The 14,630-nt window shown below is 63.9% G+C and carries 13 protein-coding genes; 6 read left to right on the plus strand and 7 right to left on the minus strand.

The features are described from left to right. Positions 1 to 8: 8 nt before the first annotated feature. A complete protein-coding gene (locus U3654_RS09395) occupies positions 9 to 740 on the plus strand; it encodes a DUF3108 domain-containing protein (RefSeq protein ID WP_324755079.1) in 732 nt (243 codons plus the stop codon). Then, positions 741 to 3,182, plus strand: coding sequence for an ATP-dependent helicase HrpB (gene hrpB / locus U3654_RS09400; RefSeq protein WP_416384568.1), 2,442 nt, complete (start codon positions 741 to 743; stop codon positions 3,180 to 3,182). A 74-nt stretch (positions 3,183 to 3,256) separates the two neighbouring features. Here hrpB and gndA read toward each other — a convergent pair whose 3' ends face one another. The 4 genes from gndA to U3654_RS09420 all read right to left on the minus strand — a co-directional run bounded on the left by gndA (position 3,257) and on the right by U3654_RS09420 (position 7,772). After that, complete coding sequence (gndA, locus tag U3654_RS09405; protein ID WP_324755080.1) at positions 3,257 to 4,660, minus strand: NADP-dependent phosphogluconate dehydrogenase; 1,404 nt, start codon at positions 4,658 to 4,660, stop codon at positions 3,257 to 3,259. 69 nt (positions 4,661 to 4,729) lie between these two features. Further along, positions 4,730 to 5,656 (minus strand): ornithine carbamoyltransferase, encoded by a 927-nt coding sequence (gene argF / locus U3654_RS09410; protein WP_324755081.1) that lies wholly within the window; start codon positions 5,654 to 5,656, stop codon positions 4,730 to 4,732. Between the two features lie 67 nt (positions 5,657 to 5,723). After that, positions 5,724 to 6,899: an aspartate aminotransferase family protein gene (locus U3654_RS09415; protein WP_324755082.1), complete on the minus strand. Its 1,176-nt coding sequence runs from the start codon at positions 6,897 to 6,899 to the stop codon at positions 5,724 to 5,726. A 69-nt stretch (positions 6,900 to 6,968) separates the two neighbouring features. Beyond that, positions 6,969 to 7,772, minus strand: coding sequence for an ABC transporter permease (locus U3654_RS09420; protein WP_324755083.1), 804 nt, complete (start codon positions 7,770 to 7,772; stop codon positions 6,969 to 6,971). A 180-nt stretch (positions 7,773 to 7,952) separates the two neighbouring features. Between U3654_RS09420 and U3654_RS09425 the strand changes: the two genes are divergently transcribed. After that, complete coding sequence (locus U3654_RS09425) at positions 7,953 to 8,576, plus strand: GcrA family cell cycle regulator (RefSeq protein WP_324755084.1); 624 nt, start codon at positions 7,953 to 7,955, stop codon at positions 8,574 to 8,576. Between the two features lie 119 nt (positions 8,577 to 8,695). On the opposite strand, the gene U3654_RS09430 is transcribed toward U3654_RS09425, so the two are convergent. Then, a complete protein-coding gene (locus tag U3654_RS09430) occupies positions 8,696 to 10,687 on the minus strand; it encodes an AsmA family protein (protein ID WP_324755085.1) in 1,992 nt (663 codons plus the stop codon). 123 nt (positions 10,688 to 10,810) lie between these two features. Here U3654_RS09430 and rimO point away from each other — a divergent pair, with 123 nt between their 5' ends. Together rimO and trhA are read left to right on the plus strand one after the other, a co-directional pair. After that, entirely contained in the window at positions 10,811 to 12,187 is a 1,377-nt protein-coding gene (gene rimO / locus U3654_RS09435; protein ID WP_324755086.1) for a 30S ribosomal protein S12 methylthiotransferase RimO, read from the plus strand. Positions 12,188 to 12,309: 122 nt separating this feature from the next. Continuing rightward, positions 12,310 to 12,951: a PAQR family membrane homeostasis protein TrhA gene (gene trhA, locus U3654_RS09440; RefSeq protein ID WP_324755087.1), complete on the plus strand. Its 642-nt coding sequence runs from the start codon at positions 12,310 to 12,312 to the stop codon at positions 12,949 to 12,951. A gap of 153 nt (positions 12,952 to 13,104) precedes the next feature. Here trhA and U3654_RS09445 read toward each other — a convergent pair whose 3' ends face one another. After that, complete coding sequence (locus U3654_RS09445) at positions 13,105 to 13,464, minus strand: YigZ family protein (protein WP_324755260.1); 360 nt, start codon at positions 13,462 to 13,464, stop codon at positions 13,105 to 13,107. An 11-nt stretch (positions 13,465 to 13,475) separates the two neighbouring features. Continuing rightward, complete coding sequence (locus tag U3654_RS09450; protein ID WP_324755088.1) at positions 13,476 to 14,201, minus strand: M48 family metallopeptidase; 726 nt, start codon at positions 14,199 to 14,201, stop codon at positions 13,476 to 13,478. Between the two features lie 138 nt (positions 14,202 to 14,339). Here U3654_RS09450 and U3654_RS09455 point away from each other — a divergent pair, with 138 nt between their 5' ends. Continuing rightward, entirely contained in the window at positions 14,340 to 14,585 is a 246-nt protein-coding gene (locus U3654_RS09455; RefSeq protein WP_324755089.1) for a hypothetical protein, read from the plus strand. Positions 14,586 to 14,630 lie beyond the last annotated feature (45 nt).

Below are 14,630 nucleotides of genomic sequence, written 5' to 3' on the forward strand. Positions count from 1 at the left end.
ACTTAGCAATGCGCATTGCCGCCCCGACCGCCCTGGCCCTAAGCCTGACCACGGCCCTCGCCTTCATCGCCGGCGCGGCACCCGCGCAGGAAGCGCGCGCGGTATACGACGTGCGACTGCTGGGCCTGCCTGTGGGCAAGATGCAGCTGGCAGCGCGCGAGGACGGCGACGCCTATGCCGTCACGTCGGCCTTTGCCACTACCGGCGTCGGGCGAATCGTCGACGCCGGTTTTCGCCTTAGCGCGAAGGGACGCTCCGCAAAGGGCCACCTCGCCCCGAGCGCCTATGATGAACAGATCGACACCGGCAGCCGCCGCTCGACCGCGCAACTGCGTTATAAGGACGGCACCCCACGCATCACCGGCGGCAGCGTCGCCGCCGAAGTGGCCAACGATGCGGATGCTCTGGACCCGGCGGCCCAGACGGGCACGGTTGATCCGCTGACCGGGCTTTATGGCGTGATGCGGGACCGCCCCGGCGAGGGGCTCTGCCGCTACAGCGTGGTCATCTTTGACGGGCAGCGGCGCGCCTCACTCGCCATGACGGCGCGCCGTGAGGCGGACGGGCGCGTCACCTGCATAGGCGTCTACACGCGCCTCGCCGGGTTCTCAGCGTCCGAGATGAAGCGCCAGACCGTCTATCCCTTTTCAGTCACCTACGCGCCTCAAGGCGCGCTGATGCAGGCGCAGGCGCTATCGGTCCGCTCCAGCTATGGCACCGCCGAGATGATACGCGAATAAGTGCCCCCCGATTTGCCCATCAACGAGGCCCTGCCGCGCCTTCTGGACGCAATGCGCACCCATGGCCGCGCCGTATTGCAGGCCCCGCCCGGCGCGGGCAAAACGACTTGCGTGCCGCTGGCGCTACTCGAGGCCGGGCTGACTACCGGTCGGATCGTCATGCTGGAGCCACGTCGTCTGGCCGCGCGCGCCGCAGCCGAGCGGATGGCACAAACGCTGGGCGAAAAGGTGGGCGAGACTGTCGGATACCGCGTGCGCGGCGAAGCGTGCGTGTCGAATGCCACCCGGATCGAGGTGGTCACGACCGGCATTCTAACCCGCCGTATCCAGTCGGACCCTGAGTTGCGCGGCATCGGTACCGTGATCTTTGATGAGTTTCACGAGCGTAGCCTTGATGGCGATCTGGGCCTCGCGCTTTGCCTCGAAATTGCAGGCGCGCTACGCCCTGATCTGCATCTGTTGGTCATGTCCGCCACATTGGATGCCGCGCCCGTCGCTGCGCTGATGGACAATGCACCGCTGATCACCTCCGAAGGGCGCGCCTTTCCGGTGGAAACGCGCTGGCTGGATCGCCCCCTACCCAAGGCCCAGCGATTCGAGGCGGCACTGGCGGATCTGACCTGCGAGGCGCTTGGCGAGACGACCGGCGGCGTGCTGGTCTTCCTCCCCGGCGAGGGCGAAATCCGGCGGGTTGAGGCGTTGCTGGCCCCCCGCGTACCGGCAGATTGCACAATCCGGCCCCTCTTCGGCGCAATGGATTTTACCGCCCAGCGCGCCGCCATCGCCCCGTCCAAAGACGGACGCAAGATCGTGCTGGCCACTTCCATCGCCGAGACGTCCCTGACGATCGAGGATATTCGCGTCGTCATCGACGGCGGCCGCGCCCGGCGCGCACGCTTTGATCCCGGCTCGGGCATGGCGCGCCTCGTGACCGAGCCTGTCTCACGCGCCGAGGCGACCCAGCGGCAGGGTCGCGCAGGCCGCGTCGCACCCGGCACCTGCTATCGCCTCTGGACGCGTGGCGAAGAAGGCGCGCTGCCCGCCTTCCCCCCGGCGGAAATCGAGGCTGCGGACCTCGCCCCGCTGGCGCTGGAACTGGCCCTCTGGGGCGCAACCCCCGATCAGATGCCGCTGCTCACTCAGCCAAATACGGGCAGCTACGGCGAGGCGCAGGCGCTGCTGGCAATGCTCGGCGCGCTGGACAACGCCGGGCATATCACCGCGCATGGCCGCGCCCTCGCCGCGCTACCGCTGCATCCGCGCCTCGCGCATATGCTGGCTCTGGCCGGACCGGACGCTGCCCCCCTCGCCGCGCTTTTGTCCGAGCGTGATCCGCTGCCGCGCGCCGCCCCCGTCGATCTGACTCTGCGGCTCAAGGTGATCCGTCAGCCCAAGGGCCAGCACCCCTACCCGCCCAGCCGCGCCGTCCTGCAACGCATCCTGCAAGAGGCGCGTCGCCTGCGCAATGCAGCGAAGGGGGGCAAGAGTGGCACCTTTTCAGATGCCGAAATGGCCGCCCTCGCCTATCCCGACCGCATCGGCCTGCGCCGCCCCGGCGACGCGCCGCGCTACCTGCTGTCGGGGGGCAAGGGCGCGATTCTTGACGCCGCCGACACGCTGGCAGGCCAGCGCCTGATTGTGGTGACCGATACCGATGGCAACCCGCGCGAGGCGCGCATCAGGCAGGCCATCGCCCTGCCTGATGCAGGGCTGCGCAGTCTCTACGCAGACCAGATCGCATGGCACGATACCTGCGCATGGTCGCGCCGCGAGGGGCGCGTTCTGGCCCGCCAGCAGGAGCAATTTGGCGCTCTGGTGCTGGAGGACCGCCAATGGAAAGATGCGCCCAACGCTGAAATCGCGCGTGCCATGCTGGACGGTGTACGCGAAATCGGCCTGATCTGGAGCGATGCCGCCCGCCGCTTTGCCGCACGCGTGGCATTGGGGCGCGAGGACGGCATGGATCTGCCTGACCTGTCGGAATCCTCTCTCATTGAGCGGCTGGAGGAATGGCTTCTCCCGTTCCTAGGCGGCGTGAAATCCGCGCAGGAATGGCGCCGCTTTGACATGCTGGAGGCCCTGCGCGCCCAGCTGGACTGGAATGCGATGCAAGCGCTGGACACACTGGCCCCGCCGCATTTCACCACCCCGCTTGGCCGACGCATCCCGATCGACTATGGCACCAATCCGCCCGAAATCCAGCTGCGCCTGCAAGAGATGTTTGGTCAGACCACCCACCCCATGGTCGGGCGCACCCCCCTGCGCGTCACCTTGCTATCGCCAGCAGGCAGACCTGTTCAGACGACGCTCGACATACCCGGCTTCTGGGCCAGTTCCTACGCTGATGTGCGGCGCGACATGCGCGGCCGTTACCCGCGCCACCCTTGGCCCGAAGACCCCAGCCAAGCCGACCCCACACTACGCACCAAACCGCGCAAGTAACGTGGACCCGCACTTTCATTGTTCTTCAAATACTCAAAATCTGAAACGAGATACTGGGTGCTACGGCAGCAGGACTACTCCCACCACGGACCATGGTGCACCCCGTCCTCACCCAGCCGCTCATACCCGTGATGGCCAAAGAAATCGCGCTGTGCCTGAATGATGTCGGCCGTCCCGCGCCCCTGTCGCATCGTGTCGTACCAACCGATGGCCGCCGCCATGGCGGGCACGGCATGCCCTCCGGCGATCGCTGCTGCCAGAACGCGGCGCAGCGCCGGAATAGTACGCTCAAGCTGCGCGGCCATTGCGGGCGCAAGGATCAACTGCCCACCCGTCATGTCGGCACCGAACGCCTCCGAAATATCGTCCAGAAGGGCCGAGCGGATGATGCAGCCGGCGCGCCATATCTCCGCGATCCGCGCGAAGTCGAGCGTCCAGTCATATGCGGCGCTGGCTGCATCCAGAATGCGAAAGCCCTGCGCGTAGCTGAGAATACGCGCGGCTAAAAATGCATTCTCGAGAACATCCTCGCCCAGATCCAGCACCGAGCGGTCCCCGCCCAGAATGGCCTCAGCCTGAACGCGGGTGTTCTTTTCCGACGACCAACTGCGCGCCGCGACGGCAGCATCAATCATGCTGGCGGACTGGCCCAGCCTGACCGCCTCGATCACGGTCCAGCGCCCGGTGCCTTTCTGCCCGGCAGCGTCCTTGATGACGTCGACTGCAGGATGGCCGGTCGCGGGGTCATCGTAGCCCAGCGCCTTGCCGGTAATCTCGACCAGATAAGAGCGCAGCGGGCCGTTGTTCCAGCGCGCAAAGACCTCGCCGATGCTATGCGGGTCGCGCACGAGGCCATAGCGCATGAGGCCGTAAATCTCGGCGATGACCTGCATGTCGGCATATTCGATGCCGTTGTGGACGGTCTTGACGAAATGCCCCGCCCCGTCGGGGCCCAGATGCGCGACGCAAGGATCGCCCTCATAGCGCGCGGCGATGGCAGTGAGGATCGGCTTCAACTGCTGCCAGCTATGATCGGTGCCGCCGACCATCATCGAGGGGCCATGGCGTGCACCCGCCTCGCCACCCGACACCCCCATTCCGACGAAATGGATATCGCGGCGGGCCAGATCGGCGCTGCGGCGGCGCGTGGCGTGAAAATCGGCATTGCCGCCGTCGATGATCGTGTCGCCGGGGGCGAGCAGCGGCGCGACGGCCTCGATCATTGCGTCCATCGGTGCGCCCGACGGGATCATGAAGAGAATGACGCGCGGCTGCGCCAGATCGTCGACAAAGCCCTCAAGCGTCTCATGCGGATGCAGATGTCCGGCCAGCGACCCGGCCTCGGAGAGGAAAGCGCCGATCCAATCGACCTCGCGGTTAGAGACAGCCACCTCGATGCCCTGCTCGGCCATGTTCAGCGCCAGCGCACTGCCCATAGTGCCCAATCCGTACACGCCGATCTGTGCCTTGCGCGCCATGTCGCCTCCTGCGGTTTCTGCGCGCAGCCTAGGCCCCGCACCTCAATATTTGCAAGGCCCGCACCCGCCCTAGAAGCCGAGGCACCAGCGTATGACTGCCTTTTGCGCGTGAAGGCGGTTTTCGGCCTCGTCAAAGACGACCGAGTTCGCGCCGTCCATGACGGCACTGGTCACCTCTTCCTCGCGATGGGCAGGCAGGCAGTGCATGAACAGCGCGTCGGGCTTGGCCGAGGCCATCAACGCCTCGTTCACCTGATAGGCGCGCAGCATGTTGTGGCGCCGCTCCTTGGCGGACTGGCTGTCATGCATCGAAACCCATGTGTCGGTAACGACCAGATCGGCGCCCTCGACAGCCTTGTGGGGATCACGCTCGATATTGATGCGCACGCCCGCCTTGCGCGCAAGGCCGATGAATTCCTCCTCGGGATCCAGTTGCGCGGGGCCGGTAAAGGTCATGTCGAACCCGAACTGCCCCGCCGCATGCAAAAAGGACACGCAGACATTGTTGCCGTCGCCGGACCAGACGACCTTCTTGCCCTTGATCGGGCCGCGATGCTCCTCAAATGTCAGGATATCGGCCATGATCTGGCAGGGATGCGTGCGGTCTGTCAGACCGTTGATGACCGGCACGTCGGCATATTCGGCCATCTCGATCAGCACGGATTCATCGAACGTGCGGATCATGATCAGATCGACATAGCGGCTAAGGACGCGGGCAGTATCGGCGATCGTCTCGCCGTGGCCCAGCTGCATTTCCCGCCCCGAGAGCAGCATCGTCTGCCCGCCCATTTGCCGCACGCCCACGTCAAAGCTGACCCGCGTGCGCGTCGATGGTTTCTCGAATATCAGCGCGACCATCTGGCCCGCCAGAGGCTGATCGTCGTCGGGTGCGCCGCGCGAGCGACCTTGCCGCGCGGATTTCATCGCAGCCGCGCTGTCGATGATGGCGCGCAGAGCGGCGGGGTCGGTTTTGTGGATATCAAGGAAATGGTTCATAGGGTTGGTTCCGTTTGCAGGCGGCAGCGACGGGGGGCTTTTACCCCCGGACCCCCTAAGGATAGGTTCAGCTAGAAGAAAGCGCAGTCGCGGCCTTGTCGAGACGATCAAGTGCCTCGGCGATCTCGGCCTCGGTGATGTTAAGCGGGGGCAGCAGGCGCAGGACGTTGTCTGCGGCGGGCACAGTGCACAACTGTTGGGTGTAGCAGGCATTGAGCACGTCGGTATTCGCCACCTTGCATTTAAGACCCAGCATCAGGCCGGTACCGCGCACGGCCTCAAAGATGTCCGGATGGGCGGCAACCAGCGCTTCGAGCCGCTGGCGCATGTAACCCGCGCGGGCACGGACGCCTTGCAGGAAATCCTCATTCGCGATCTCGGCCATCACGGCATTGCCAACTGCGCAGGCCAGCGGGTTGCCACCATAGGTCGAGCCATGCGTGCCAGCGACCATCGCCGCGGCGGCATGTTCGGTCGCAAGAACCGCGCCAAGGGGGAAGCCGCCGCCGATGCCCTTGGCGACCATCATGATATCGGGCTCTATCCCGGCCCATTCATGCGCAAAAAGGCGGCCGGTGCGGCCCATGCCGCATTGCACTTCGTCGAGGATCATGAGGATGCCGTGCTGATCGCACAGATCGCGCAGGCCTTTGAGGCAGGCGTCAGGGAGCGTTCGAATGCCGCCTTCGCCCTGCACCGGCTCGATCAGGACGGCGGCGATTTTATCTGTGATGGCGGCACTCAGCGCGTCGTGATCACCCCATGGCAGATGAACGAAGCCCGGCAGAAGCGGGCCGAAGCCCTTGGTCATTTTCTCCGATCCGGCGGCAGCGATCCCAGCGGCAGAGCGGCCATGAAACGAGCCCTCGAACGCAATGATCTGGTTACGCTCTGGCTGGCCCGCGTCGTGGAAATGGCGCCGCGCCATTTTTACCGCCAGTTCGCAGGCCTCGGTGCCGGAATTGGTGAAAAACACGGTGTCAGCGAACGTGGCCTCGACCAGCCGGTCAGCCAGTTCCTGCTGGGCCGGGATATTATAGAGGTTCGACGTGTGCCACAGTTGCTGCGCCTGCGTCGTCAGCGCCGCGACCAGCGCGGGGTGCGCGTGGCCCAGTGCGTTGACCGCGATGCCCGCGCCCAGATCCAGAAAGCGTCGTCCATCCGCCTCGATCAGCCATGCGCCCTCACCCTTGACGAAGCTGAGCGGGGTGCGATTATAGGTGGGCAGAACGGACGGGATCATGGCGGCATTTCCTCTGGATCAGGCCGCAAGGAGTGACCGACAGGCGCGCGCCTGTCAATCGGGGGGTGCTTACGCCTTTAGCCGGTAACCCCGCGTGAACATCGCCAGCGCGATGCCTGCGACCGCCAGCGTCGAGGCGAACGCCACCGCCGCGCCCAGTGCGGGCGAGCTGTCCGAGACCCCCAGCATCGAATAGCGCAGGCCGTCGATCAGGTAAAAGATCGGATTGAAATACGTAATCGCCCTCAGCACGGGCGGCAAGGCTTCGACCGAGTAGAACGTGCCCGACAGGAACGCGAGGGGTGTCACGATGAAGTTGGTGATCGCGGCCATCTGGTCGAACTTGTTGGCGAAAATGCCCGCAAGGATACCGACAGCGCCCATGAACGCCGAGCCAAGGATGACATAGCCCAGCAGCATCAGAGGGTGCTGCGGAAAGATTCCCAGAAAGATCGCCAGCCCCAACGATATCGCCACCGCCACGACCATTCCACGCCCGATGCCACCAACAAGGTAGCCGACAACCAACTCGGCAGGGCTGAGGGGCGGCATAAGCGTGTCGACGATGTTACCCTGCACCTTGCCGATAACGAGGGATGAGGACGTGTTGGCAAAGGCGTTCTGAATCACCGTCATCATCAGGATGCCTGGCGCGATGAACTCAGTGAACGGCACGCCCATCACGTCGCCGCGCGTCGGCCCGATCGCAATTGTAAAAATCACCAGAAACAATCCGGCGGTGGCCAGCGGCGCTAGCAAGGTCTGCGTCCAGACCGCCATAAAGCGCTGGATCTCGCGCGAGCAGAGTGTGGCGAGACCCAGCCAGTTGACGCGCCCGAAACGGCGCGTGCCCATATCGGCGAAATCGTGCATGTCAGCCTCCTGAAATTGTCGACAAGTTATTTACCAGGCCATCAGCGCCCGACATGGGCCGTGGCACAGGGTCCGATTCGACGTCTTGTAACTCAGGCGTGAGTGATTAGAATAGGGCACTCAGGAAATTTGCGGGACGCCGTGCCCTATGGTGCGCGTTCCAAGTAGTAGGAACAGGCCATGTCCTGGAGCGATGAACGCGTCGAGACGCTAAAGAAAATGTGGGGCGAGGGCCAGTCTGCTAGCCAGATCGCCAAGGAATTGGGCGGCGTCACCCGCAACGCAGTGATCGGCAAGGTGCACCGCCTTGGCCTGTCGAACCGCAATGGTGGCGCAGGCAGCGCCGCTGCGTCAGGTGCCAGCGCGCAGCCCGATGCAGGCAAGGCACCCAAGGCCGCAACCAAGAGCCCGGCCAAGGCCGCCGCGAAACCCGCAGGCAAGGCTGCCGCGCCAAAACCCGCCGCCAAGGCCGCGCCGCAGCCCGAACCCGAGGAAGCGGCCCCCGCCCCGGTGGTGACCCGGATCAAGCCAATCATCCCGGCGGGCCAGCCCTTGCCACCCCAGCCCTCAACCAATGAGATCGACCCGAAGGCGTTGGCAAAGGTCAGCGAAGTCGAGAAAAAGGCGAAAAGGCTGTCGCTGATGGAGCTTACATCTCGCACCTGCAAATGGCCGGTCGGCGATCCCGCGACCGACGATTTCTGGTTCTGCGGTCTGACGGTGCAGGCGGGCAAGCCTTACTGTGAGGCGCATGTGGGCGTGGCGTTCCAGCCGATGAGCGCGCGTCGCGACCGACGCCGCTAGAGGCATTGGTATCTGAAAGAGAGGCCCCGCCGGATGATCAATCTGGTGGGGCTTTTTTATTTGCGGTGGGATGCCTGCGGCGCGAGTATTTTGGGGAACAATGAAAGCCTTGCGCCCGATCACTCGAATAGCTTAAACAGCTCTTTGGCGGCCTTGCCCTTGACCCTATCCCTCAGCGCATCCTCGACGGACTGACCCTCGTCGACCGTCACACCCAGCTCTTTTTGAACGAATTTGTCGATCTCTTTGTCGACCTCTTCGCGGGCTTTCTTCTCCAACTTCTTGCGCTCTTCCTTGAAATTCAGGTCGATGGCCTTTTCCAAATCGGGGCGGATCTTGGGATTGGACCATGGCCCCTTGATACTGACCGGAATAGCCAGACCACGGCTGTTTTCGCCTTGCAGGAGGACCGGGGTAAAGAGGTAGTCGATATCGCGCGCGCCAAGGCCGATGCGGCCCTTGCCGGTAGCCGTGGCAAGTGGCATCGACATCTTGAGGTCGTCGCCGCGCATATTGCCGTCCTTGATCGCAAAGCTCGCGGCCATTTGGTCAAAGACGGTCGTGCCGCCGCTGCCGTCGCCCGTGCGCATCAAACGATCTAGGTCAAACCCGCTGATGACGCCGCTACCGGTGGCCAGCTTCAGATTGCCGCTGAGGCTGTTCATGATCGCGTGCACAGACTGGCCAACACCCAGAAAATCGAGGCTGGCGGTGCCGGTGGTGGCAAAGCGGGTGACGCCTGCGGCGTCGCTCAGGAAACGCTCCATGTCGATGCCGCGCGCGGCCAGATCGCCGCCGACAGACAGGCCCGAACGGTTGTTCGCGACAACCTGGCCGGTAAGCGTGCCGCCATAACCGTCCAGCTGCTTGAGCTGCGCGACCGCGCGGGCCGCATCAATGGTCAGCAGGACATTCGCCTGACCAAACTCGAACTGCCCCAAATCTATGCTGGAAGCGGTCAGCGATATGTTGGCATCCGCCGCGCTAAGCGCGCTGGCGTCGATCGGCGCCTTGGACCAGCCGCCTGAGGTCGATTGCTGCGCCGTGCCGCCGCCACTGCCCCCACCATCACCGCCGCTTTTACTGCCCGTGAGGCCCCTCAGGTCCAGCGCGCCGGCATTCAGTTGCGCGGTGATGCGCGGGCGCTTGCCGCCTGTGGCAATGTCCATCGCCCCGGTCAATGTGTTGCCGCCCAGTCCCAGCGTCATGTCACGCAGGAACACACGCAGGTCCTCGGTCACGGTCAGCTGCGCCTTGGCGGTGACTTCGCGGCCCAGCCCCTCGGGGATTTCGACCGCAGGCAGGCCCAGCGCGCCCAGAAAGCGCGAAGTGCTGGCGATCTCGGCGCTCATCGTTCCGTCCAGCTGCGGGGCCGTGCTGGCCCGGCCATCAATGCTAAGCGTGCCTCCGCCGGTCGAGACAGTCACCTTGAGCGGGGATACCGCGCCTTCGGTGAAGGGTCCGAAATTGTCTATGCGGCCCGCGATGCGCACGTCCTGCCCGGCGGGGCGCAAGACCACGTCGAAATTCGCCTCGCCGCTGTAATTGGGCCAGCGAACATCCACGTCAACGCCTGACATTTCCTGCCGCGTGCCGGATTGGTGGTCGATATAAAGAACCGAAGCATCAGTGATCAGCGCGCGGTCCAGTGTCAGCGACAGCGCGTTTGACTTGGCCTTGGGCGTGCTCTGTGCGCCTGTGCCCTGCCCGGTTGTAGCGACGCCAGCGACGCCGATTTCCCAGTTGCCGCGCCCGTTTGTGTCACGCTCGATCACGATGCGCGGGTTGGCAACCTCGAGGCCCGTGATGCGCACCTCACCGCCAATCAGCGCGACGGGATCGACGCCCACCTTGAGGCTGTCAGCAGTCAGCATCGGGCCACCCTCGGCCCAATCAGCGGTCGCGATGGTCGTCTTGCCAGTGCTGATACCGAGCACGGGATAAAAGCTGATTGACGTGTCCCCCGTCATTGTGACCTCGCGCCCTGTCATGGCGCTGATCCGCTCGGCCGCGATGCGTGCGATCCGCTCGCCGGGTAGGAAAAACAGCGCGCCGACCGCGAGGATCACTGCGATCAGCACGAAACCGAGGACTTTCAGGAGGAATTTCATGTGCAGCCTCATTGCCTTGGCGTGCGCTACTGCCGCCTTTTGCGCCTCATTCTAGGGCCGGTCCGTTGCCCCCGCAATAGTTTGCCCCTTTTGCGCGGCCTCCGCGTCGTCTATATCGCGCGGATGAGCACCAATCCCCCCGATCTGCGCCCCGACCTTGCCCGTGCGCGCCTGACACCCGGTCCCAAACGCGACGGCCAGCCGACAATCGGCATGGTATCGCTGGGCTGCCCCAAGGCGCTGGTCGACAGCGAGCGTATCCTGACACGGCTGCGCGCCGAGGGCTATGGCATCTCACCCGACTACACCGGGGCTGACGCGGTGATTGTGAACACCTGCGGATTTCTCGATTCAGCCAAGGCCGAGAGCCTAAGTGCCATCGGTGAGGCGCTGGCAGAGAATGGCCGCGTGATCGTCACCGGCTGCCTCGGGGCCGAGCCGGACTATATCACCGGCGCGCATCCCAGCGTTCTGGCCGTAACCGGTCCGCATCAATATGAACAGGTGCTGGACGCCGTCCATGCCGCCGTTCCGCCCCGGCCCGATCCATATGTGGACCTGCTGCCGCAATCGGCAGTGCGCCTGACCCCGCGACACTATTCTTACCTAAAGATTTCCGAGGGTTGCAACCACAAGTGCAAGTTCTGCATCATCCCCGATATGCGCGGCCGCCTTGCCTCGCGGCCCGCCCATGCGGTGCTGCGCGAGGCCGAAAAGCTGGTCGATAGTGGCGTCCATGAGCTGCTGGTGATCTCTCAGGATACGTCGGCTTACGGCGTCGATATCAAACATGCCGAGGATCGGGGCCACCGCGCGCACATCACCGATCTGGCGCGCGATCTGGGCTCTTTGGGCGCGTGGGTGCGGCTGCATTACGTTTACCCCTACCCCCACGTGCGCAAGCTGATCCCGCTAATGGCCGAAGGGCTGGTGTTGCCCTATCTCGACATTCCGTTCCAGCACGCGCACCCCGACGTGCTGCGCCGCATGGCGCGCCCAGCGGCAGCAGCCAAGACGCTGGACGAGATCGCGGCATGGCGCGAAGTCTGCCCCGATATCACCCTGCGCAGCACCTTCATCGTCGGCTATCCCGGCGAAACCGAGGCCGAATTTCAGACCCTTCTTGACTGGTTGGACGAGGCTCAACTGGATCGCGTAGGTTGTTTTCAATATGAGAACGTCGCTGGCGCGCGCTCAAACGATCTGCCGGATCACGTGCCTGACGAGATCAAGCAAGAGCGCTGGGATCGCTTTATGGAAAAGGCTCAGGCCATTTCCGTGGGCAAGCTGGCCGCCAAAGTGGGCTCGATTCAAGACGTCATTATCGACGACATCGACGAGGACGGCATCGCCACGTGCCGCACCAAGGCCGACGCGCCCGAAATCGACGGCAACCTCTTTGTCGACGAGGGGACAGAGGATCTGAGCGTTGGTGACATCGTGCGGGTCGAGGTGGATGAGGCGGGCGAATACGACCTCTGGGGTCAGTTAACCACGTGATCTGACAGAGCCATTTGGCGCAGCCCAATCTCAAATCATCTACTGATGGCAGTCGCAGCGCATCCTCTATGCGAATATTTTCGATTTCTTTATAATTCAGCGCTATCCTGAAAGGTATGAGTATGCCCGTCCCTTCCCCCACCCGCGCCGAGCGGATCGCCGACGGCGCAGTGCACGTGCTAGGCGTCGTCTTTGCGGCTGCGGCAATCGCGTGGCTGCTTGGCCGGGCGTCGGGGCAGGCAGGCTGGGGGCTGTGGACGGCACTGGCGATCTATTCGGCGGCGTTGCTGGCTATGCTATCAGCCTCGGGTGCATACAATATCCTTTTCGGCAAGACGGCCCGGCCGTTATTGCGGCGGTTGGACCACGCGGCGATCTACGTCAAGATTGCGGGCACTTTTACGCCGCTCGCCGTCATTTTGGGCACCGCTTTTGGATATGCTGTGCTGGGCCTTGTCTGGGCATTGGCCATCACGGGGGCAGCGACCAAACTGCTGGCGGCGCGCGGACGTATGCCGACGGGCGTCTGGCCGTATCTGGCGCTTGGATGGCTGGGACTGGCGCTGTTCGTGCCACTAGCCGGCTTGCTGCCGGGCGGAAGCCTGCAACTCATCGCGCTGGGTGGGCTTTTATACAGCGCCGGGGTGGTGTTCTACAGATGGGAGGCGCTGCGATTTGCAACTGCCATCTGGCACAGCTTCGTCTTGGTCGCGTCCGGATGTTTCTTTGCGGGAATATCAGGCGCCATTGCAGCAGTTCCATAGCGCGATAGCACCACCAAGTCTGGACCTGACGAATCCGGGCTAAACCGTTTCGAGTTTCGGCAGCGATACAACTCCAGTTTGAAATGCGCGCGACATTCAAGTGCGGTGGGCGTTTTGACAATTCGTCGTGATCGAGCGATGTGACAAAACGCTTTACTGGCCGCCAAAAGCATCCAGCCACTCAGTAACGCAGGTCTGCACATGGCGAAACCGGTCACCGCCCAGATGTTTACCACCATACCAGCGGGTTACGACGATCAGCTCACCGATACGTCCTGCCCGCTCAAGCATCCTCACGATAACCATGCCGGCCCCAGCCTCGCCATCGTCGCCCTTCAGAGGGGTGCCGTCCGGCAGCAGGACGGCCCAAGTGTTATGCGTGGCCTTGGCGAATTTCTTGTCTCGCTTCAGCTCTTTCAGGAACGCATCCACTGCTTCGCGCGAAGAGGCGGGACCACCGGAGACCGCGTATTTCGATCCCCGGTCGCTGACGATGCCAATCAGTTGCCGTATGTCGGGTCCGGTCACAGACCAGCGTTGACCCGCCTGACCGTTTCGATCCGCTTTGCGTTAGGCGGGTGCGTCCCGAGGAAACGATCGCCAGGATCAGCTATCTGGGTAAAGAACGCGGCCCCGCGCACCGGATCGTAACCTGCCCGCCGAGTGATGATTGTGCCGAGGGCGTCCGCCTCCAGCTCGTAGTCCTTGGAATATGTGCGCGCGCCCAGACCTGCGCCGATGTCGGTCGCGCTCTGGACGGCACCCTGCCCGGCGCCGGTGATCGCGGCCAGACCACCCAGCAGGATCGCGCCCGCCATCGCGTTGTTTTGCTGTCGGCCCAGATGGCCATTAATGTGATGTGCCGCTTCATGGCCCATGACAAACGCCAGTTCATCGCGATTGCGCACATCAGCGATCAACGCGAGGTTAAAGGCCAAAATAGGGCGACCCTGCTTGTCGACCGTTTGAAAGGCGTTCGCGCGCTGGCCGGGGCGATCATCCACCACGATGCGAAAATCGCAATTGATGCCCTTGGTGCGCGCATTGCACTCGCGTTCAGCCACCGGCTCGACTGAGGCGACGACGGATTTGAACTGTGACAGCTGGGACGACGTAGGCGTCGAGATCGTCCTCTTGCTAGACTGCCCCGTAGCCTGACCCGAGGGTTGGCCCGAAGGCGCGCCAGAAGATTGCGGCGGCGCGTCGCAAGCTGCCAGGGCCAGCACACAGAGCAGGGTTAACTTTCGCATGGAATACCTCCGATAGAGCAATTGCGCGCAGTTTATCCATGCCCGCAGGTAAGGGCCAGAGCGATTGCACCACGCTTGCAAGGCGCCGCCGATCGCGCGACATTGAGGTGGCATGCCGCGCAATACGGAGACCGCCCCATGTTCTCGATCGAGCACGAATTCGACGCGACCGTTATCACTCTTGTTGATGAGGGCGCGGCACCCTTGCAGGAGGATGTGGTGATCGAGGCCTTTGAGGAATGCGTCACGATCCGCCAATTCGATGCGCGGCTGGGCGAGACGCGGACCGTCACACTGTCTATGTCGCAATTGCGCGATCTGGGCGCGGCGCTGAACCTGCCCGAGGGGGTCTATACCCGGGTACCTGGCACGACCCGCCCTTGACCCCGCCCGAATGCGGCACGACATAGGGCACGTAGTCCCGATCCG

This window comes from Roseovarius sp. Pro17, assembly GCF_035599575.1.
Taxonomy (GTDB): domain Bacteria; phylum Pseudomonadota; class Alphaproteobacteria; order Rhodobacterales; family Rhodobacteraceae; genus Roseovarius.